The sequence below is a fragment of the Streptomyces sp. R44 genome (assembly GCF_041053105.1).
In the GTDB taxonomy this organism is placed as follows: Bacteria; Actinomycetota; Actinomycetes; order Streptomycetales; family Streptomycetaceae; genus Streptomyces.
Genome location: NZ_CP163444.1, coordinates 7,738,464 through 7,758,734, shown reverse-complemented (window position 1 = coordinate 7,758,734; position 20,271 = coordinate 7,738,464). Strand labels below are relative to the sequence as shown.

General features: G+C 70.2%; 16 protein-coding genes and 1 pseudogene. 5 read left to right on the top strand and 12 right to left on the bottom strand.

The genetic code is table 11. The features are described 5' to 3' along the window. Positions 1–31 precede the first annotated feature (31 nt). The 10 genes from AB5J54_RS36020 to AB5J54_RS35975 form a co-directional block, all read right to left on the bottom strand. Positions 32–1,501: an aldehyde dehydrogenase gene (locus AB5J54_RS36020; RefSeq protein WP_369148133.1), complete on the bottom strand. Its 1,470-nt coding sequence runs from the start codon at positions 1,499–1,501 to the stop codon at positions 32–34. After that, positions 1,498–2,628, bottom strand: coding sequence for a Zn-dependent alcohol dehydrogenase (locus tag AB5J54_RS36015; RefSeq protein ID WP_369148132.1), 1,131 nt, complete (start codon positions 2,626–2,628; stop codon positions 1,498–1,500). The genes AB5J54_RS36020 and AB5J54_RS36015 overlap by 4 nt, the downstream gene beginning before the upstream one ends. Beyond that, a complete protein-coding gene (locus tag AB5J54_RS36010; protein ID WP_369148131.1) occupies positions 2,625–5,072 on the bottom strand; it encodes an AMP-binding protein in 2,448 nt (815 codons plus the stop codon). Before AB5J54_RS36010 ends, AB5J54_RS36015 begins: the two co-directional genes overlap by 4 nt. Beyond that, a complete protein-coding gene (locus tag AB5J54_RS36005) occupies positions 5,054–5,830 on the bottom strand; it encodes a gamma-glutamyl-gamma-aminobutyrate hydrolase family protein (RefSeq protein WP_369148130.1) in 777 nt (258 codons plus the stop codon). Before AB5J54_RS36005 ends, AB5J54_RS36010 begins: the two co-directional genes overlap by 19 nt. Further along, the gene (locus tag AB5J54_RS36000; RefSeq protein ID WP_369148128.1) at positions 5,827–7,134 is read right to left on the bottom strand and encodes a glutamine synthetase family protein; all 1,308 of its coding nucleotides are present in this window, start codon (positions 7,132–7,134) and stop codon (positions 5,827–5,829) included. The genes AB5J54_RS36005 and AB5J54_RS36000 overlap by 4 nt, the downstream gene beginning before the upstream one ends. A gap of 58 nt (positions 7,135–7,192) precedes the next feature. Further along, a complete protein-coding gene (locus tag AB5J54_RS35995; protein WP_369148126.1) occupies positions 7,193–7,819 on the bottom strand; it encodes a hypothetical protein in 627 nt (208 codons plus the stop codon). Between the two features lie 85 nt (positions 7,820–7,904). Then, complete coding sequence (locus AB5J54_RS35990; protein WP_369148124.1) at positions 7,905–9,332, bottom strand: APC family permease; 1,428 nt, start codon at positions 9,330–9,332, stop codon at positions 7,905–7,907. Positions 9,333–9,565: 233 nt separating this feature from the next. Next, on the bottom strand, positions 9,566–10,966 hold the full coding sequence (locus tag AB5J54_RS35985; protein WP_369148123.1) for a flavin monoamine oxidase family protein: 1,401 nt from the start codon (positions 10,964–10,966) through the stop codon (positions 9,566–9,568). Next, positions 10,963–11,862, bottom strand: coding sequence for an alpha/beta fold hydrolase (locus AB5J54_RS35980; protein ID WP_369148122.1), 900 nt, complete (start codon positions 11,860–11,862; stop codon positions 10,963–10,965). The genes AB5J54_RS35985 and AB5J54_RS35980 overlap by 4 nt, the downstream gene beginning before the upstream one ends. Then, entirely contained in the window at positions 11,855–13,483 is a 1,629-nt protein-coding gene (locus AB5J54_RS35975) for a flavin-containing monooxygenase (protein ID WP_369148121.1), read from the bottom strand. The genes AB5J54_RS35980 and AB5J54_RS35975 overlap by 8 nt, the downstream gene beginning before the upstream one ends. A gap of 166 nt (positions 13,484–13,649) precedes the next feature. Here AB5J54_RS35975 and AB5J54_RS35970 point away from each other — a divergent pair, with 166 nt between their 5' ends. The 4 genes from AB5J54_RS35970 to AB5J54_RS35955 all read left to right on the top strand — a co-directional run bounded on the left by AB5J54_RS35970 (position 13,650) and on the right by AB5J54_RS35955 (position 16,278). Next, positions 13,650–14,354 (top strand): transporter, encoded by a 705-nt coding sequence (locus AB5J54_RS35970; protein ID WP_369148119.1) that lies wholly within the window; start codon positions 13,650–13,652, stop codon positions 14,352–14,354. After that, complete coding sequence (locus AB5J54_RS35965) at positions 14,351–14,563, top strand: FAD-dependent monooxygenase (RefSeq protein WP_369148117.1); 213 nt, start codon at positions 14,351–14,353, stop codon at positions 14,561–14,563. The genes AB5J54_RS35970 and AB5J54_RS35965 overlap by 4 nt, the downstream gene beginning before the upstream one ends. A 50-nt stretch (positions 14,564–14,613) precedes the next feature. Then, positions 14,614–15,273: a hypothetical protein gene (locus AB5J54_RS35960; protein WP_369148116.1), complete on the top strand. Its 660-nt coding sequence runs from the start codon at positions 14,614–14,616 to the stop codon at positions 15,271–15,273. Between the two features lie 114 nt (positions 15,274–15,387). Further along, positions 15,388–16,278: an MBL fold metallo-hydrolase gene (locus tag AB5J54_RS35955; protein ID WP_369148115.1), complete on the top strand. Its 891-nt coding sequence runs from the start codon at positions 15,388–15,390 to the stop codon at positions 16,276–16,278. A 254-nt stretch (positions 16,279–16,532) separates the two neighbouring features. Here the strand turns inward: AB5J54_RS35955 and AB5J54_RS35950 are convergent. Further along, positions 16,533–17,068, bottom strand: a pseudogene (locus AB5J54_RS35950) (transposase family protein); the annotation flags it as partial. A gap of 937 nt (positions 17,069–18,005) precedes the next feature. On the opposite strand from AB5J54_RS35950, the gene AB5J54_RS35945 reads away from it, so the two are divergent. Then, on the top strand, positions 18,006–18,392 hold the full coding sequence (locus AB5J54_RS35945; RefSeq protein ID WP_369148114.1) for a hypothetical protein: 387 nt from the start codon (positions 18,006–18,008) through the stop codon (positions 18,390–18,392). A 240-nt stretch (positions 18,393–18,632) separates the two neighbouring features. Here the strand turns inward: AB5J54_RS35945 and AB5J54_RS35940 are convergent, their stop codons facing one another. Continuing rightward, complete coding sequence (locus AB5J54_RS35940; RefSeq protein WP_369148113.1) at positions 18,633–20,102, bottom strand: MFS transporter; 1,470 nt, start codon at positions 20,100–20,102, stop codon at positions 18,633–18,635. Positions 20,103–20,271 lie beyond the last annotated feature (169 nt).

The following is a 20,271-nucleotide window of genomic DNA, read 5'->3' as shown; positions in this document are numbered from 1 at the left end:
TCGTGAGGGGCTCGGTCTCCTTCCGGGCCGGTCACAAGGGCAGATCCGGCGAATCGACCCCGACGACCCGGTCTCCGCAGAACACCCGCACCGACTCCGCGGGCCCGTGGCCGCCGATGCCGGACGGGCCCCAGAAACTCTGGGCGGAGTCGTCGCCGAGATCGGCGAGCTTGGCGCCGTTGACCCGCACCTCGCCGGACACGATCCGGGCACCGATCGCGATCGCGCGGTCGGTGTCGGTGCCGAACACGTAGGCGTCCAGGCCCGACGGGTGCGCGTTGGCGGCGCGCAGCGCGTCCTCGTCCGAGTCCACGCCGTGCAAGGAGACGATGGGCCCGAACAGCTCGGCGGTCGTACGTTCCGGGTCGGACCCGGTGGCGAGCGTGGGAGACAGGAAGAAGCCCGCCAGGCCGGGCAGCTCCCCGGGCTGGTCGATCTCGGCACCGAGCCCGCGCAGGCCCTCGATGCGCTGGAGCAGGTTCCGGTGGTGCGGTTCGTTGGCGATGGGTCCGATGTCGGACTCCTCGTCGAGCGAGTGCCCGATCCGCAGCCGCGCGATGCGCTCCGCGAGGGCCTCCCGCAGGGGCTGCACCAGCCGGTGCGGTGCCAGGACCTTGCCCGGCCCCTCGCACCACTGGCCGTTCAGGTTCGTCATGCCGGTCAGGATGCCGTCGGCGGTCACGTCGAGGTCGGCGTCGTCGAGCACGAGCACGGGGTTGTTGCCACCGAGTTCGAGCTGGAGGACCTTGAAGTCCTCGGCGGCGGCGCGGGCGATGGCCCGCCCGGCGCCCGGGCCGCCGGTGAAGGACACCACCTTCACCCGGCGGTCGGCCGTGAGCGCGGCGCCGATGTCGCCCGTGCCGTGGACGAGCTGCAGCGCGCCCTCGGGCAGGCCGGCGTCGACGAAGCACTCGACGATCACCTGCGCGCTGGCGGGGGCGTGCTCGGACGGCTTGAGCAGCACCGGGCAGCCCGAAGCCACCGCGCTGGCGACCTTCGCCGCCGGGATGAAGCTGGGGCCGTTCCACGGCGTGAGGATCGCGGCGGGTCCCCAGGGCACTCGGTGCAGCCGGACGTCGCGCCCGCCGGCGGCGAGCGCGGTGACGCGGGGGATGCCACGGGCCTCGTCGGCGGCCGCCCGGATCCGGGCCGGGAGGAACGCGGCGAGTTTGCGGGTGGCGGTGATCGCCGTGCCGCTCGTGATCGCGTCGGTGCGGGCGATTTCCTCGAGCCGCTCCTCGACGTTCGCCGCGGCCCGTTCGAGCGCCTCGGCCCGCATGAGCCGGAAGTCGTCACCTGCCCAGTCCAGCGCATCGTAGGCGCGCTGCGCGTGCTGCAGCGCTCGCTCCAGGTCGGTGGGCGATGTGGTCACCGTGCGGTGGACCGGCTCCCCCGTGTTCGGGTCGACGTTCCACGCGTCGAGCTCTTGGCATCGCACCCACTCACCGGCGATGTAGCTCACCGGCTGCGCAAGAGACGTTGTTGGTGTCGTGGTCTTCATCGGGTCTCCTCCGCGGCGGGGTTGCCGGAACGGATCGGCATGGCGAGGACGATGCGGGTCACCTCGCCGGACTTCATCGCCTCGAAGCCCTCGTTGATCCGGTCGAAGTCGATGACGTCGCTGACCATCTCGTCGAGCAGCAGCCGGCCCTGCTGGTACAGCCGGGCGAACTGGGCGATGTCCTCCCGCGCCTGCCCCGACCCCATGTACGAGCCGATCAGGCGCTTCTCGCCGAAGAAGAAGTCGGACGCGGGCAGGGTCAGCTCGGTGCCTTCGGGAGCGATGCCGACGATGCAGGCCGTGCCGGTGGGGCGCACCACGTCGAGGGCGGTTGCCGCGGTGCGGGCGGACCCGACGGCCTCGAAGGAGTAGTCGACGCCGTCGCCCAGCAGGGCGCGCACCGCAGCGGGCACGTCGTCGACGCCGCCGTTCAGGGTGTGGGTCGCGCCGTAGCCGCGGGCGGCTCGCAGCCGCTGCTCGTCGACGTCGATCGCGACGATCGCGGACGCGCCCGCGAGCCGCGCGCCCTGGATGATGGCCGAGCCGACGCCTCCGCAGCCGATCACGGCCACGGTGGAGCCGGGCCGCACCCGCGCACCGCGGAACACGGCACCGACGCCGGTGACGACGCAGCACGACAGCAGGCAGCCGACCTGGGTGGACACGCCGTCGGGCAGCTTCACGGCGGCGTTCGCGCGCAGCAGCATGTGCTCGGAGAACGCGCCCAGGTCGCCGAGTCGGGCGACCGCTGTCCCGTCGGGCAGGGTGTACGCGGGCCGCGGGCGGCGCCGGATCTCGTCGAGCCGCCGGCACTGTGTCGAACGGGCCGCGTTGCAGTTCGCGCACTGGCCGCACGACGGGGTGAGCGCGCCGGTGACGTGGTCGCCGGGGCGCAGGTCCGTGACGGCCGGGCCGACGGATTCGACGACGCCGGCCACCTCGTGACCGACCACCACCGGCAGGTCGGTGGAGACGGCGCCGGTAACGTAGTGCAGGTCGCTGTGGCACAGCCCGACGTGTGTGACGGCGATCCGCACCTCGTGCGGCTCGGGCTCGTCGACGTGGATGTAGGTCAGGCGCAGGGGTTCGCCCACCTTCGTGAGCACGGCCGCGCGGGTGGTGATCATTCGTTCTCTCCGGTCGTGGTGGCGGGCTTCTTCGCGTTCCAGAAGCCCGCGATGCCCGCGGTCAGCGCGCCGCTGTTCCACGACGCGTCGGCCGCGGCGTCCTCCAGCACGAAGGCGCGTTCGATCTCTTCGGACGAGGGACGCAGCAGCGACAGGTGCAGGGCGGTGTTGTTGCCGCCCTCCGGTGTCCAGGCGTGGACGAGGTCGATCGCGCGGTCCAGCAGGTCGTCCTGTTCGACGATCTGATCGATCAGACCGATCCGCAGTGCTTCCTCGGCGCCGATGCGCTCCGAGCCCAGGACGATCCGCATCGCGTGATTGCGGACGATGCGGGTGAGGAGCACGCTGGACGCGTTGGAGATCGTGAGGCCGCGGGCATTCTCCGGCTGGAAGAACGTGGTCTGCGGCGTGCCGAGCCGCGCGTCGCAGCACAGCGTGATCTCCGAGGCGCCTCCCACCGCGATCCCGTTGATCGCCGCGACCACGGGGACCCGGGTCTCGATCACCGCCCGGGTGACGTCGTGGAAGGTCTCGAAGGTCTCGCGCATCTCGGCGAACGTGGTCGGCGGAGCGCTGAGGTCCTCGCCCGCGCTGAACGCGCGGCCCGTGCCCGTGATCACGATTCCCCGGGCCCGCTCACCGGTGCCGTGTTCGCGGATGAGCGCGGCGAGGCGCAGCCGCATTCCGACGGTGAGCGCGTTGAGCTTCGACGGGCGCCGCAGGGTGATCACGGCGACCTCGCGGATCACGTCGACGAGCACGTGTTCGGCCGCCGTGTCCGACAGGGCCGCGTCCGACGACGCCGCGGAGGTCGATGAGGTCCGGTCGCGCAGGTCGAAGGTGGTGCCGGGGGCTTCGGCCGCCCGGGCCCTGAGCGCGGGCTTGGACACCCGCTCCGACGGGGTCCGGGGGAAGTCCGCGACGAATTCGACGTAGCGCGGCACTTTGAACCGCGCGAGCCGCTCCGCGACCCGGGCGATGATGGCCTCGGCCGTCGCCCGGTCGCCGGTGCCGCCCGCCGCGAGCTGGACGAATGCCTTGAGCTCCTCCCCGAGCACCTCGTCGGGCTCGGCGACGACCGCGGCCGCGACGACGCGGTCGTCGGTTTCGAGCGCTGCCTCCACCTCGGCGCTGGCGACGTTCTCGCCGCCGCGCCGCACCATGTCCTTGATGCGGCCCACCAGGCGGATCTCGCCCCGGTCGTCGGCGACCGCGAGATCGCCGGTGCGCAGCCATCCGTCCCGCAGCGCCCGCGCGGTCTCCTCGGGACGGTTCCAGTAGCCGAGCATCATCGGCGCTCCGGACACGGTCAGTTCGCCGGGTGTGCCAGCGGGGACCTCGGCGCCGTCGGCGTCCACGATCCTGACGCGCTTGGTGGGCACGGGCCGCCCGATGCCGCCGCTCCCGACGACCGCGGGATCGGCGAGTGGGCTGATCAGGTCGATCCCGCTCTCGGTCATGCCGTAGAGCTCTCGCCACGGTGCGCCCCAGCGGTCCTCCAGCTGGGCGTGCAGCGCCGCGGGGATCGCGGAGCAGAACACCGCGCGCAGGTGGTTGTCCCGGTCGTCGGCGGTGGGCGGCTGCTTGAACAGCAGGGTGGGCATCGCTCCGAGGACGTAGCAGAAGGTCACGCGGTGGCGCCGTACGTCGGCCATGAACCCCGACGCGGAGAACCGCGGCAGCACCACCAGCGGGGCGCCGGCGGTCAGGGCGAGGACCGTGTTCCACTGCGGGTCCATGTACGAGAAGGGCTGCGCCGTGAGCAGCACGTCGTCGCCGCCGAGGCCGGCGGCCGCGGCGCAGTCCCGAGCGATGCGGGTCCAGTAGTCGTGGGTCAGCATGCACGCCTTCGGGAATCCGGTGGTGCCCGAGGTGTACTGCAGGTTGGCCAGCGTGTCCGGGGTGATCGGGACATCCGGGGCGGTGGCCGGGATACCCGTGTCGGGGATGTCGGCGACGTCGACGATGCGGAGGCCCGCGAGGGCGTCGTCGCCGGATGCCACCTCGCGCACCAGCGGGAGGTGCTCGGTGTCGGTGACGATCACTTTCGCGCCGCAGTCGCGCAGCACGAACGCCAGGTCGGCCGCTCGGTACGCCGAGTTGACGGGCACGGCGACGGCGCCGGCCTTGAGCACCGCGAACCAGGTGAGCGGCCACTGCGGGACGTTCGGCAGCATGATCGCGACGCGGTCGCCCGGCGCCACGCCGTCGGCCTCGATGAGGCGGTGTGCCAGCCGCGACGACGATGCGTCAGCCTGCTCGTAGGTCCACGAGGCGTCGCCGAACCTCAGCAGCTCGGCGCCGGGAGTGCGGGCGGCGCCATCCGCCAGCAGGCCGGTGACGGTACGTACCCGGGGCGTCTCCCCCATCAGGTCGAGGGCGACGGCGGGACGCCCCGGTGTTCCGTCCCTGGGCGTGGTCGCGGTTATCGGGTCAGCCGGCATGCTCCGGCCTCCTGTCGTTGTCTCGATTCGTCGACGATCCAGGCCATGGCCGGGTCGTCCCGTTCCATCCACTCGGGGTGCCACTGCACCCCGAGGATCGGCGCGCCGGGCGCCTCCACGGCCTCCGCAACCCCGTCGGGCGTGCGGCCCGTGACGACGAGCCCCGCGCCGCACCGGTCGACGGCCTGGTGGTGCCACGAGTTGGTGACGGCGCTGTCGCCGAAGAGCCGCGCGGCCGTCGAGCCGGGCTCGAAGGTCACGAGGTGCTCGGCGTCACCGTCGGTGGGCGCAGCCAGCGGCGACAAGTGCGGCACGGGGCCGGGCGGCAGGTCCGCGACGAGCGTTCCGCCCAGCGCCACGTTGAGCAGCTGCATCCCTCGGCACACCCCCAGCACGGGGATGCCGCGGTCGATGGCGGCGCGGGCCAGGGTGAACTCGTAGTCGTCGCGTTCCGGATCGTGCGCATGGGGATCGAGCCGAGGGTCGACATCGCGGACCACGGAGGTGTCGCCGCCCCACCGGGCCGGGTGCACGTCCTGCCCGCCGGTGATCACCACCCCGGACACCCACGCGCAGACGTCCAGCGGATCAGCGTCGTAGGGCAGGAGCACGGGAACCCCGCCGGCCTGCGCCACCCGCGTCGCGAAGGCGGACATGAACGAGTCCACGCACGCCGTGGCGTGACGGTCGTCCGTTCCTGCGATCAGGCCCAGCTGGAACCGGCGGCCGGTGATACCGACCAGTGGCTTGCCGCTCACGGGAACTCGAAGTAGCGACGGGTCTCCCACGCGGAGAGCTCGGCGTACGGGTCACCACCCTTGGTGTGGAACTCCATCCATTCCCACCGGCGCGACGCCACCCAGAAGTCGACGAACTCCTCGCCCAGGTACTCGCGAAGTATCTCGTCGCCTTCCAGCGCGGCGATGGCCTTCGTGATCGTGTCCGGGATCCGCTCGACCCCGCTGTCGTCCGGTAGGCTCCACGCCATGTCGTCGACCTGCGGCGGTGCCTGCATCCGCCGTTCGATGCCGGCCACGACCCCGGCCAGCACACCGGCCAGCGCGTAGTACGGGTTGACGTCCGAGCCGGGAAGCCGGTACTCGAGCCGCGAGTACGTGGGGTGCCCGACGATGGCCCGCACCGCCGCGGTCTTGTTGTTGACGCCCCAGCTGATGGTGGTCGGTGGGCCGCTGATGTCGACCAGGCGCCGGTACGAGGTAATCTGCGGCAGCGCCAGCAGGGTGTTCCCCGCCATCGTGGCCATCAGCCCACCGACGGCCTGGAGCATCACCTCGGACGGTCCCTCGGGTGCGAAGAACTGGTTCTCTCCGTCCCGGTGCAGCGAGAGGTTGATGTGCGCGCCCTGTCCGAATCCGGCGGTCGGCTTGGCCATGAAGGTCACCGACCGGCCCTGCTCGAACGCGACTTCGCGCATCACCTGCTTGGTACGCACCCAGGAGTCCCCGAGCGACACCGGATCACTGGGCGCGAGGTTCAACTCGGTCTGGCCGGGGGCGGCCTCGTCGGTCCACGCCTCCCAGGTGATGCCGAGCTCGTCGAGCCGGTCGGTGACCGCGTCCATGTAGTCGACCCAGTCCTTCGACCTCGCCAGGTGGTACGTGGCGCCGGTGTCTCCACCGAGCGGGGTGAGATCGCGGTACCCGCGGGCCCGCGCCTCCTGGACGGACTCCGCGAACAGCGTCGTTTCGATCTCCACCGCGACCTTGGCGTTGTAGCCGAGGGCCTGGAGGCGCTCGACCAGCCTGCGCACCATGTTCCGCGGACAGATCGGCACCGGCCGCCCGTCCCGTAGCCAGTAGTCACCGATGACGGCTTCGAGGCCGGGCTTCCACTGCACCAGTGTGGCCATGTCGGGGATCATCGAGATGTCGTAGAGGTTGCCGCGCCAGTCCGGGAACGCGTCGCCGTACACGAACGCGTTACCCAGGTCGATCGCGAACAGGATGTCGGCGAAGGCGAAGCCCGACTCCTTGCCGGACGCGAACTTCGCCGGCGTGATGGTCTTCCCCAGGAAGCTCCCGTCGTGGCCGGTGGCCTCCAAGCGGATGGCTCTCGTGGGTGCTGTCCGAGCGGACCTGGTGGATGCCGACCGGGTGAGTTCAGACATCGAATCGAACCTTCCACGAGGCAGCCGTCATGACCGACAACTGCGAGAGCGTCCCCTGGACCCGCAGGCCGGACTCCAGGGAGGTGAGGAGGTAGTCGGCGCCGGTGAACACGCCTGCCAGCGCCTCGGGCGTGCCGACCATGCGGTACGTGCTGGGGCCCGCACCGAATCTGGCCTCCTGGGGGCCTTCCGGTTCCCCCGCCACCGCGACGAGGACGTCGGGGATGCCGTGGATGCCGCGGGTCACCTCCCAGAAGTGCTCGGCGGCCTCGCGCCACGGAGGCAACGGGGGCCGTAGGGCGCGGAGCATCCCGCCGGCCAGTTCCGCGTCATCCTCCGGGTCCTGTGTGGGCGCGAAACGGGATTCGAGGTCGACGACCAGCGTGGCGTCGGTCGGCGCGAAGACGCCGCCGGTCACGGTGACGACGCCGCCGTGCAGCGTGACGGTGGCGGCCTGCGGGGTGTCGTGCGAGCGGACGGCGACCGTCCCTGTGCCTCGGCCGAGTACTTCGGGGGCGTGACCGGTCCGGGCCGCGTCGCGCAGGGTCCGGCCGAGCAGCCGGACGACGGGCGTGGCATCGTCGTCGATCTCTATCCGGACCGGCGCACGCTGGTCCACGAGACTCCTCGGGGCCGTAGGGGTTTCCGTCACTCTCGTACCTTTCGATGGTGTATATGGTGCTGTGGGACCGTGGGGGCGGCGGTCATTCCAGGGCGGCGTAGGTGTCCGGTCGGCGCCGACGCAGCAGCGCCGCCCACGCGAGGCCGCCGACGAACGCCGCGACGATGACCGCGAGGAAGACGTTCGCTCCGGTGCTCGACCCGATCAGGAGCTCGAAGTTGCCGATGACGAGTACGAGGATCGTTCCGAGCGCGCCGAGCGCCAGGGCGGGGGCGACGGTGCCCGTCCATGCGGTCGCCGTGCGGACCCTGCGGAAGTGCACGACGATCGCCGCGGAGGTCAGCGCCAGCAGCACGATGAGCCCGAGGGTCCCGGCACCGCCGAACCAGGCGTAGACCTCGACGACCGGATCGAGGCCGGCGATCGCCGTGGCCGCGAGCAGGGGGCCGATCAGCCCGGAGGTCAGCAGCGAGGCCACGTGCGGCGACCGGTGCGCGGGGTGCACGGAACCGAGCGAGACCGGGAGCGCGCCCTGGCGGCCGAGGGCGAAGAGGTAGCGGGCCACCACGTTGTGCGCGGTGAGCACACAGGCGAAGAAGCTGGTGACGAGGAGAACCTGCATGACGTCGTGGGCGGCTTGAGACAGATAGCGGTTGGCGAGCCCGGGTGCGAGTCCTTCGGGGTCGCGCGCCGCGAGATCGACGGCATGCGCGATGCCGAGGCCGTTGATCATGGCCCAGGACGAGAAGGCGTAGATCACGGCGATCAGGACGACCGCGACGTAGGTGGCCCTCGGGATGGTCCGGTCGGGGTCCTCGGCCTCGGACCGGAACACGGCGGTGGCCTCGAAGCCGACGAACCCGAAGACGGCGAACATGATCCCGGTGCCGCTGGCGCCGCTGGCGAACGCGTCCCAGGTCAGCGGGTCCGCGGAGAGACCGTGGTCGCCGCCGCGCAGCACGATGGCGAGGTCGACGAGGGCGACGATCCCGACCTCCGCGATGAGCAGCGCGCCGAGTACTCGCGCGCTGACCTCGACGTTGCGGTATCCCAGGTACCCGATGGCCGCGAGCCCGGCCCCCGCGAGGCACCACCATGGCACCGAGACGCCGAAGAAGGTCCCGATCACGTTGCGCGCGGCGGCCCCGAGGTACGCCGAGACGGCGACGATGAGGAGGGTGTACGTGACCAGGGCGAGCATGGCGGCGCCCAGCCCGGTGCCGGTGCCGAGGCCGCGCTGGACATAGGAGTAGAAGGCACCCGCGTTGCGCACCTCAGGGGTCATCGCCGAGTACCCGATCGTGAACAGGACGAGCACGACTCCGACGATCGCGAAGTCGACCGGCGTTCCGATGCCGTTCCCCGAACCGAGCATCAACGGGATGAGTCCGGCGAAGACCGTCAGCGGTGCGGCCATCGCCACGACCATGAAGACGATCTGAGGGACGCCCAGGGTCCGGTCCAGGCCGGTGGTGAGCTCTTGCGCCCGCCCTTCGCGCTGCTGACTCATGACGACTGCTCCCTTCAGTGGTGCTCTCCGTGCCGGCGTCTCCGACGCGGCAGCTTCCGACGGCGAGATCCCGCGCTCTTCTCGCCGTGCTCGGGCGTGAGCGAGTGGTACCGGCCTGCAGGCGACGGCGCGTCGATCTCCCACGGATGTGCCCGCATAGGCGTTTGCCGCGGGGCGCGCATCGCAACGGCGGTGAGATATCCAGGTGGGCGTCCGCGCGGCCCGCTTCATGCCTACGCGGCGGGTCGGCTGGAAACCCTGACGGGATCGAAGTCCAGCACCTCCTGGACGGCGCGCTCGGCGGCGCGGACCGCGCCGTCGAAATAGCCCTGGTTGACCGTCGCGGTCTCTGTGCCGGCCCAGTGGATCCGACCGACCGGCCGGCGATCCGCATCCGTGTACTGGGTCAGCGTGCCCGGGGCGCGGGAGCCGACGCAGCCGTTGATCCACGGCTCGTGCGTCCAGTCCTTCTCGAGGTACGCGGTCGGATGGGCCGCTTGCGGCCCGAACAGCACAGCCAGGTCGGCGAGGAAGGCAGAGCGTCGCACCGCGGGGTCGTCGAGGACCGCGTCGGGCCAGTGCTGGCCGTACCCGGCCCCGGCGGTGCCGAGGAAGGTCAGCAGGATCCCGACGCTGCCGTCCGGCGGGGAGTTGTCGACGACGTACCGGGCCACCGGCAGGTCCGTGACCGCCTGGCCGCTCAGGCCCTGCTCCCGCCAGAACGGGCGGTCGTAGACGGCGAAGAGCTTGCTCTCCGCGCCGCTGCTCCAGCGACGCTGCAGCATCACGCGGCGGGTGGGCAGGCCGGGCGTGACGCGGATCCCGGCGGCATCCGCCGGCGACATCGCGACGATCACCCGGTCCGCGCGGACGTCGACCCGCGCCGACCGGACCGAGACTCCGTCGGCGTCCTGCGCGATCTCGACGACGGGCGAGTCGAGCACCACGGCGTCCCCCAGATCCTCGGCCAGACGCTCCGCGATCCGGACCGTGCCGCCGACCACCCGTGACTCCTGCGCCCCACCGGTGATGTTGAAGGCGTGTTCGATTCCGCCGGAGCCCCGGATCCGCGCGAGCTGCACCAGCAGCGACGTGGAGTGCGGGTCCTCGGCGTTGGTCACCGAGAAGCCGACCGTGAACATCTCCCTGGCCTCCGCGGTCGTCGCGTTCGCCTCGAGCCAGTGCCCGAAGGTCCTGGCGTCCCAGGAGCGGGCGCGGCGCGCGGTCCACGGGGCGTCGAGCGGCACGGTCCTCGCCATCCGCTCCAGCCGCAGCTGCAACTGGGCGAAGTCGGCGAGCGCGAGCGGGCTCAGCGGCGGGACGAGGCCGTCGTACCGCTTCGAGCGGCCACGCCGGCGGTAGATCGACTTGCCGGCGACGTGGGTCTTGAAGGTTTCCAGCCCCAGCTCGTCCAGGAGCGAGAGGACCCGGTCCTGGCCTGGTCCGACCCACTGTCCACCGCCTTCGGTGATCACGCCGTCGGCGACGTCGAGGTTCATCGTGCGGCCGCCGACCCGGTCACCGGCCTCGATCACCACGACCGACCGGCCGGCCTGCGCCAGCCGCCGCGCCGCGGTCAACCCGGAGACCCCGGCACCGATGACGACGACGTCCGTGGTGCGTGTCTCGGTCATGCTGATGCCCTTTCGAGGTGTCCGACGACGTGGTCGGTGACGAGGAGCGCGAGCGCGTCGGGCAGGTGGTGCCCCATCCCGGGAATCACCACGTGCCGCGCATCCGGGATCGCGGCCGCGGTGGCGTCGCCCCCGGACGGCGCGACGATGAGGTCACGATCGCCGTTGATCACCAGGGTGGGAGCCGTGATGCGGGCGATCTCCGCCGTCCGGTCGCCCGAGGCATGGATCGCCTGGACCTGGCGCGCGGTCCCCGCCGCACCGTCGCCGGCCGTGCGGCTCCACGTCTGAACGGCGTGGCCCGCTTCTTCGACCTCGTCGATCGGGAACCCGGTGCCCGCGAGATGCGCCGTCATGCGAAGGTGCGCACGCACGGCCTGCACCCGGTTCCGCGGCGGCGGGGCGGCGAGCAGCGCCATGGTCGACGCGGCCGGCTGCCCGACCTTCGGATTGCCCGTGGTGGAGTACAAAGAGGTGAGCGACGTGGTGAGTTCGGGGTACCGCGCCGCGACGGTCTGCGCGATCATCCCGCCCAACGAGCGCCCGACGAGGTGCACCGGCCCCAGACCGAGGTACTCGATCAGCTGCGCGGCATCGGCCGCCATGTCGGCCAGCGTGTACGCGTCCCGACGGGGCCGGGCGAGCAGTTGCCGGAGCGTGCTCGGTGGTGGAGTGGTCGCGTAGGTGGAGCGGCCGCAGTCCCGGTTGTCCATCCGGATCACCTGGAGGCCGGTCGCGGCGAGGGCGGAGACGAACCGCTCGGACCACGTCGTCAAGTCCTCCGCGAGGCCGGCGATGAGCAGGATCGGCGGGGCGCCGGACTCTCCGTCGATTCGGTAGCAGACACGCGTGCCCCCCGGAAGGGTGCAGAAGCGGTCCTCGGTGTCGTCAGGCACGCATGGCCTCCCGTGCTGTCGAGGGTGCACTTTCGTCAGTGGTGGAGCCGAACTTGAGCGCGTCGTCCAGCAGGGGGCCGCGCAGCAGCTTGGCGTCCTGCGGGTACGACATCGACATCTGCCACGTGCCCGTGCCCTGCTTCGGGGTGGTCTCGCGGGCCCGTTGCGCGTAACCCGCGCTGAGGTCCATGACCGGCCGCGTCTCCATGGCGGGATCGGCCTCGACGACGACGCTGTCGTAGCCGAAGGCGTCCATGTGTCCGACCAGCTTGCAGAAGTAGCGGCACAAGATGCCGATCTTCAGCGTCCACGACGAGGTCGTGTAGCCGATGGCGATGGCGAGGTTGGGAACCCCCGAGAGCAGGGTGCCGCGGTAGACGACGCAGTCGGCGAGGTTCACCGGCGCACCGTCGACCACCAGGTCGATGCCGCCGAGCAGGCGCACGTTGAGGCCGGTCGCGGTGACGATCACGTCGGCGTCGAGGTGCTCGCCCGACTCGAGCCGGATCCCCGACTCGGTGAAACGCGTGATCCGGTCGGTGACGATCGAGGCGCTGCCGTCGCGCAGTACGGCGAAGAAGTCGCCGTCGGGGGAAAGACACAGGCGCTGGTCCCACGGGTCGTAGGGCGGGTTGAAGTGGGTGTCCACGTCGTAGCCCTTGGGCAGCGACTTCTTGTTGATGCGCCGGATGAGTGCGCGGCCCAGGCGTGGGAACGTGCGGAGCGACTTGACCACGCCCCGATCGATCCAGATGTTGTTGAACCGGGTCATCGCGTAACCGCGGCGTTCGCCGAAGAGCCGGGTGAGCAGGAGCGCGAGGGAATCGACCTTCGGCCAGGGCATCACGTACGTGGGGGTGCGCTGGAGCATGGTCACGTGGGCGGCGGCGCCCTCGCCGGTCAGCAGTGACGGGATCAGCGTCACGGCGGTCGCGCCGCTTCCGATCACGACGACCTTCTTGTCCGCGTAGTCGTAGCCCTCGGGCCAGTGCTGCGGGTGAATGATGTCGCCGGCGAAGTCCTCGCGGCCCTCGAAATGCGGGGTGTAGCCCTCGTCGTAGCGGTAGTACCCGGTGCCTGCGAAGATCCAGTTGGCGGTGACACGCTTGTCGCCGTCGGCGGTGTGCACGTCGATCGTCCAGCGCGCGTCGGCGCTCGACCATTCCGCGCGCCGCACGCTGTGCCCGAGGCGGATGAGACCGCCCAGATCGTTCTCATCGATCGTCTCGCGCAGGTAGTTCAGGATCTTGGGGGCTTCCGCGATGGCGGCGCGGTCCCTCCAGGGCTTGAACTCGTAGCCGAAGGTGTGCAGGTCGGAATCGGATCGGATGCCGGGGTACTTGAAAAGGTCCCAGGTGCCGCCGATGTTGTCGCGCCCTTCGAACACGACGACGCGTTTGCCGGGAAACGTCTCGACGAAGTACCGCGCGGCTCCGATGCCGGAGATGCCGGCACCGATGATGACGATGTCGAATTCCTCGGGTCGGTGCTTCGATGCGTTCATCGCGCCGCCTTTCCGTCTTTGCGTGGTGATCACGTCGGTGTGTGATTCCACGGTGCCCGCCGCGGCGGCCGTGGCTCTACACCGCAATGCCCCGTCCTGCGTGACGGCGTGGTGCACAGTGCACTGCCCGAGTCATTGCGGTGCCGCACCTATGGCGTAGTCGTGGTGCAGTGTGCTGCGGCAGTCGCGACACATGGGTGCACGTCGGCGTAGCGGGCGTCCTCGCAGGCACGCCACTGTGGAAGCCACACCAGATCACGGTCACCCGCAAGGAGGCGCTGCCATGCGCGACGTACTGTTCGCCGCGTCGGACATCTGGATGGTCGCCGTCGGATTCATCTGCGGTGTGAAGTTCATCAGAGGCCATCACAACTATTTGATCGGCCTCGAATGGATCATCATGGGCGTATCCGGGACAAATTTCCTGATCTATGGGGTGACCAAGGCCGGTCCCCATTCCCCGATGCACCACATCGCCTTCTTCCTGGACGCGTTCTCGCGCTCGATCGGGTTCACGCTGATCCTGATCCTCGGATTGCTGGCCGTCACCCACAGGTACAAGCCCACAGCCCGAGTCGAGGTAGGCGCCTTCGCCCTGGCCGCGATCCTCGGGGTCCTGCTCTCCGAGTTCGCCGAGGAGATCGGAACGCCGGGCAAGGTGTTCTTCCTGATCACCGCACTCGCGGCCTCTGGCTTCCTGTGCTATTTCGCGTGGCGTCTCTGGAAGTTCGGCGAGCGCGCCCACGCCGCGTGGGTGGCCGGCGCCACCGCGCTGAACGTGGTCGTCGCGTCGGTCTACGACTTCTGGCGAATCCCCGGCGACGACGCCGACCACACCCGGTTCTACATCCTCGCGCTGTTCACCTGGGGCCTGGCGATGCTCGTCATCTACCGGGCGTATGCCGCCTTCGCTGCTCACGACGAGAGGATCGACGCAGGCCACGTCCCGGTCGCCCCGACCACCGTCACAGGAGTTGACATCGCATGAGCGCCACCGCGAACACGACCTACACCACGTTCACCGGATGGGTCGATCCGCCCACCGACGTCCGCCCGTCGCTGACGGAGAGCCTCACCTGCTCTGTCGCGGTCATCGGCGGCGGACTCGCGGGCATGGCGACCGTGCTCCGCCTCGCGGAGCACGGCGTCGACGCCGTCCTGCTGGAATCGGAGTTCTGCGGATACGGCGCGGGCTGACCGCGGTCTTCTACCTGCTCCTGATCACGACCGGCTTCGCGGCGGCCGCCGTGGTCGGCAGCGGACAGATCGGCGCGGTCGACGCGAACGGCCAAGCGGCCCCGATCCTGCTCGCCTCCGGCCTCTTCGGAAACGGATCGACCGCACGCGTCGTGATCATCACCGTTGTGGCCTGTGTCGCCTTCCTCGCCGTGTTGACGGTGGTGACCAGCATGACTTTCGCAGCCGCGGTCTCCCTCACACACGATGCCCTCGCCCGGGCGGGGCGCCCCCTTACCGACACCCAACAGGTGTGGGCGCTTCGCTCCGCTGTCGTCGTCCTGTGCGTCGCAGGGCTGTCGCTCTCCACCGCCTTCCACCGCTATCCCGTCGAGTTCCTGATCACGTTCTCGCTGGGCGTCACGGCGACCTGCGTCTTCCCTGTGCTGATCTACTCCTTCTTCTGGCCGGGGTTCAACCGCCGGGGGCTGCTGTGGTGCGTGTACGGGGGTCTGTCCCTGTGCACCGTCCTCACCCTCTTCTCGCCCACCGTCTCCGGCAGCACATACGCGCTGTGGCCAGACGTGTCCTTCGACTGGTACCCGTTCCACACCACCGGCCTGATCTCGGTCCCGGCGGCGTTCCTCCTCGGCTGGCTGGGCAGCACGAGGCCGCCGGCCCGCACCGGACAGAGTTCCCGGCGGGCCGCGTACGAGCAGGCGAAGAGGTAGTGCGCGGCCGGCCTGCAGGGCCGTTCCCTTCGTCCCGCCCGGCAGACCTGTCCTCACCAAGCCAGTAAGCCCGATCCGACCAGCACGAGAGCCGCACCAGAAGGAGCACCGACCATGACGAAACCGGGGTACACGGAAGAAAAGTACGACGGGGTCACCGTGCTCGTCGGAGCCGAGCGGGGCGCCTACCCGTACGCGAATTCCGTCCTCGTACGCGGCACTGCCGAGACGCTGGTCATCGACCCGTCGCTGTCGCTCGTCGGAGCGGCGCCGCCGGCGGACGCGGTCCTGGTGAGCCACGCCCACGAGGACCACGTCGCGGGCCTCGGCGGCTACGAGGTGCCCGTCCGCATCCACGACGGCGACCTCGCCGCACTGTGCTCCCGCGAGGTCATGGCCACCGGTTACGGTCTCCCGCCGGACGCCACCGCGCACACCGACGCGATACTGCGCGACCGATTCCACGTACGGGACCGGACCGACGCGACGGGGTTCGCCGACGGAACCGTGTTCGACCTCGGCGGCCGCACCGTGACCGTCGTCCACCTGCCCGGTCACACGGCGGGCCACTGCGGTTTCCTCATCGAACCGGACGGCTTCCTGTACGTGGCGGACATCGACCTGACGTCGTTCGGCCCCTACTACGGAGACACCGGCAGCAGCCTCGCGGACTTCGAGGCTTCCATGGGCCGCTGCCGGGAGATCGACGTCCGGTGGTACGGCACGGCCCACCAGAGGGGCGTGATCGAGGGCGCGAGCGAGTTCTCCGCACGGCTCGACGCCTTCGCCCGAGTGGTGGAGAGGCGGGACGCGGCACTCTTGGCGTTCCTCGACGAGCCGCGCACCGTCGAGGAGATCGCCGGACACCGCCTCGTCTACCGTCCCGACGTCGAGGGCTCCCACGTGGGACCGGTCGAGCGGCGGACCGCGGTGCAGCACTTGGAGCGGCTGATCGGTGCGGGACTGGTCATGGAGGTCGAGCGGGAGCGGTTCCGCACCACATAGCGCTCGCACGCCCACACCGGCCACCGGAACAGTCCGTCGTCGGTGCTCCGCGGTCGGTCAAGTGACTGCGAGCGCTGACGAACTGGCGTGTGACGGCAGCTGAGATCTCCCCGCCGGTGGTTACGAGTTGGTGCGTGATTGCGGTGGGGACGCGCTGGCCTGGGCTGGGGCCTGGTTCAGGTGTGGAGGCGCGGTCGGAGACAAGGCCGGCGATGGCGAGGTAGGCGTCTGGGAGGGTTCCGCCGGGCGGCGCAATCCCGCCGGAAGCCCAAATACCCTTCAGCAAGTAGAACTTGAACGTCGAAAAACTGGCGGAAGCGGCCGTCGACGCCTTCGCCGCGGATGGCGGTGGCGTCCTGCATGCGTCCCGGGCGGAGGTTGCCGGCCCACAGGGTGCGGCCGTGTCCGTCCGCGACGACGGTGGCCTTCATAGTGTTCCGCTTCCTCTTGCCGGACACGAAGGCCCGCCGCCAGCCCCGGTGACCGACCGGACGACGGACTGGAAATCGGTGGCATCCAGCCGCAAGGCCGCGCCTTCGGCCTGCGCGTAAGCGAAGACGTCTGCGAGGGTCCGCAGCCGTAGGCCCGGACGGTCCGGCACCGCAAAACCGCGGCGCGCGAGCAGAGCACGCATCTCCGCCACCGCCCGGGTGATCGTGGAGCGGTCGATCCCGAACAGCGGACCCAGAACGGCTTGGGGGAGATCGCATCGCAGATGGGTCAGTGTCGCGACCACCCGATCGGTGAATACCAGCCGGTGCTTGGCGCCCGCACCCGCGGCCCGGCGACGCACGCGAGGCGCCCGCGAACGGGGCCCCGGAAAGCGTTGTGGAGCAGAAAAGTACGACGCCTACGGCAAGGAGCACCGTATTGACGACCAGAAACATTCGCCGGACGCGCCGTGCAGCACCGTCGGGGCCGTCGTCACGTGTTGGTGCGGGCGGACCTCTGGGCGGAGCCGGGATGAGAGGGACGGAGCGAGAGTGCCCGGAAGCCTCTGGGCAGCGAGGGTACGGATGGGGTGACAGCACCGGTCCCACCGTGGCCCGCGTGAGGCTCTGCTGGTCCCGGGTGGCTCCCGCAGCCGGCCTGTGGGGCCGGGGCGTCGGAGAGGCGGGCACGACAGACGGTGCGAACAAAGCCAACGTGGAATCAATTTCGAACTTACGCACGATTGGTCACGAACTGCAATCGCCCCGGGGGTCGGAGCCTGCCCCTCCCTCACCCGGTGGCAGATGCCCGCTGGCTTCCGGACAATGCCCGTATGGGGACCGATGTCGACGCCTTCTTCCGCCGTCTGGCTCTGGAGCTCAGGCCTCGGACGGACGAGGCGGTCGACGCCATGTTGCGGTTCACCCGCAGCGAGCTCCCCGAGCTGTGGCGGTACGAGGACATCGCCGCTTTCGCGTCCGAGGAGACGGCCGGGCACGTCACCGCGCTCCTGGCAGTGCTCGAGCACGGCCCGGAAGCGGTAGAGGTCGCGCCCCCGCCCCAGTCCGTCGAGCTCGCTCGGAGGTTCGCCCGCAACGCGGTGCGGGATCACGTCGTACCAGTCGCCGCCCACGCCGGCGCGGGATCCACTGGGCAGGTAGCGGGAGGCCGCGACGACGGCGGACTGTTCCACCGCGTGCCGCGGCAGCAGGCTCCGCTACGACGGGATGTTGCTCTCCCTGGGGTGGTCATGGCCATCGTGCTGCTGGCGCTCCTGTCCTCGGAGCCACCAGAAAATGGCCGACCTCCTCCAGCACCGCCTGGACGAGGCCCACACCTGCTACGCCAACGGCGCCCATGTGGACGCCATCGTCATGCTCGGCAGCCTCCTCGAAGGCGTCCTCGTCCACGTCGTTCACGAGCGCGACGCCTCCCTGCTCGGCCGCACCTCCCCCGACAGGGTGAGCCTGGATTCCCTGATCAAGACCTGCCACGACGCCGGCTGGATCGGGGCCGACGTCGAACGCTTCTGCCACGAGTTGCGCAAGTACCGCAACTTTGTTCATCCGCGCGCCGAGATTCGGGAGGCTCACGCCCCGGACCGCGACACCCTGGACATGTGCTGGCCCGTGGTCAACGCGGTCCTGAACGACCTCGCCGACTCCCAGCCCAAGGCAGCCTGATCATCCGAACCGCACCGTCCCGCGCACAGCTCGTCAGACGAGTCTGAGCACGGGGCGGCCGTCCGGCACCCCCAGCAGCTCCCAGCCCCGGAACGGAGCAACGCCGCAGGCCAGCACCCCCTAGACGTCTACCTGCGCAGGTCAGCACCCCGCGGGCGAGGACTTCTTGAAGATCTTCCGAGGAAAGCTGGACGAGTGGGGGCTGCACGCTGCGGCGTTCGTCTCGGAACCATGGTCGATCTAGGACGCCGCGGCGGGCACGCGCCGGCCGTTGCGCACTCGCGAGATGAGCACGGCGACCACGATCAACATGGCCAGGCCGACCGAGATCCAGTAGCCGGTGCCGTAGAGGCTTTCCGCGGCGACCTCGATGTCCGTTCCGGGAACGGGGACGACAGACGCGCTCAGCACCCCGGTGATCAGTGCCGACCCGAAGGCGATGCCGATCGCCATGGCGGTGCCGACCACGCCCGCGGCCATCCCGGCTTTCTCCTCGGATACCGCCATCTGGGCAATGCTGAAACCGGCCGCATATCCCATGCTGCATCCGAGGCCGATCACACCGGCGCCGACGAGGTAGTGCCACGGGCGGTCGTGGGCCAGAGCAAGCCAGCCGAGCCCCGCGGCGGTGAGGAGAGCACCCATCACCAGCACTGAAGCACCGCGCCCCTTGGCGACCAGTCGATCGACCACCTTGCCACCCACCACGAACATCACCGCGAAGGGCACCATGAGCCAACCCGTCTGCAGCGCGGTACGTCCGAGGCCGTAGGCGTCCTTCGACGGGAGGTACGCGGGAATGACCTGGCTGTAGGTGCTCAGCAGCAACAGGAACGCCGCGTTCACAGCGCCGAACAACGCCACCGACAGGGACGCCGCGGTGACGAGGGGCGACTTCAGCATCGCCACGTCGAACACCGCCACCGAGGACCTGCGTTCGACACGTACCCACAGGACTCCGCCGACGACGCCGGCGATCAGCGGAATGACGGCCGCATTGCCCCACACCAGCCCCTGCGTCAGCGTCAGCAGCACCGCCGCGACCCACGCGATCATCCACACCGTGCCGAGCACGCCGATGCGGCCGACGGACTCGGCCGGCGGGGAGTGCGGGATGACCACGAACGAGACGATCGTCGTCGCGGCGAACGCCGCGGCGAGGATACAGAAGAAGGTGCGCAGGGACAGGTTCTCGACGATGACCCCACCGCCAATCATGCCCACGACAATCCCGACTCCTGTGGCGATGACCAGCACGCGAACCGCCGTGACGATCCCCTCTCCCGCCAGGTTCCGCCGCAGAAAGCCCAAGGGCAGCAGCTGGGCCGCGGTACCGAAGCCCATGATCGCGGAACCGATGAGCAGGGCCGGATACGAGTCACCCACGGCGGGGATGAGAGCTCCGACGGTGAGACACCCGGAGGCGAACACGGACGCGTTGCGGTCGCCGGACACATCCGCGAGTCGGGGAAGCAGGATGTAGCCCGCGCCTCCTCCCAACGTGAGCAGAGTGAAGATCCACATGGTGGCGGAGACCGTTGTGAGTCCGTACTGCGCCTGGATGACCGGCAAGAGCGGTGGCAGGATGAACATGATCGCGTTGGTCAGGATGACGAGCAGGGCACCCACTCCGATGAGCGCCCCCCTCCGCGGCACTTTGGCCGCCCTCAACTCCCCCGCCAGGCCGCTCAGTTCGCTGTGCTCAGTCATGTTAGTCTCCGAGTGATTGTTTGCGGGACCACGCATGCATGAGTACGGCCTGCCGCCGAAATCGGCGGGCCGTACGTGCGGACAGCCACCCGGCTGGGAACTGCTCCCCTTTACGCCTGGGTGGCGTCTCCTGATACGGCGGTGGACCTGCGGGCCCACCGCCGTACGC

Coding starts and splice junctions, on each gene's coding strand:
- AB5J54_RS35965 (WP_369148117.1), top strand. CDS start 14,351: ATGAGCGCCACCGCGAACACGACCTACACCACGTTCACCGGATGGGTC.
- AB5J54_RS35955 (WP_369148115.1), top strand. CDS start 15,388: ATGACGAAACCGGGGTACACGGAAGAAAAGTACGACGGGGTCACCGTG.
- AB5J54_RS35945 (WP_369148114.1), top strand. CDS start 18,006: ATGGCCGACCTCCTCCAGCACCGCCTGGACGAGGCCCACACCTGCTAC.
- AB5J54_RS36020 (WP_369148133.1), bottom strand. CDS start 1,501: ATGAAGACCACGACACCAACAACGTCTCTTGCGCAGCCGGTGAGCTAC.
- AB5J54_RS35940 (WP_369148113.1), bottom strand. CDS start 20,102: ATGACTGAGCACAGCGAACTGAGCGGCCTGGCGGGGGAGTTGAGGGCG.
- AB5J54_RS36015 (WP_369148132.1), bottom strand. CDS start 2,628: ATGATCACCACCCGCGCGGCCGTGCTCACGAAGGTGGGCGAACCCCTG.
- AB5J54_RS36010 (WP_369148131.1), bottom strand. CDS start 5,072: ATGCCGGCTGACCCGATAACCGCGACCACGCCCAGGGACGGAACACCG.
- AB5J54_RS35990 (WP_369148124.1), bottom strand. CDS start 9,332: ATGAGTCAGCAGCGCGAAGGGCGGGCGCAAGAGCTCACCACCGGCCTG.
- AB5J54_RS35985 (WP_369148123.1), bottom strand. CDS start 10,966: ATGACCGAGACACGCACCACGGACGTCGTCGTCATCGGTGCCGGGGTC.
- AB5J54_RS35970 (WP_369148119.1), top strand. CDS start 13,650: ATGCGCGACGTACTGTTCGCCGCGTCGGACATCTGGATGGTCGCCGTC.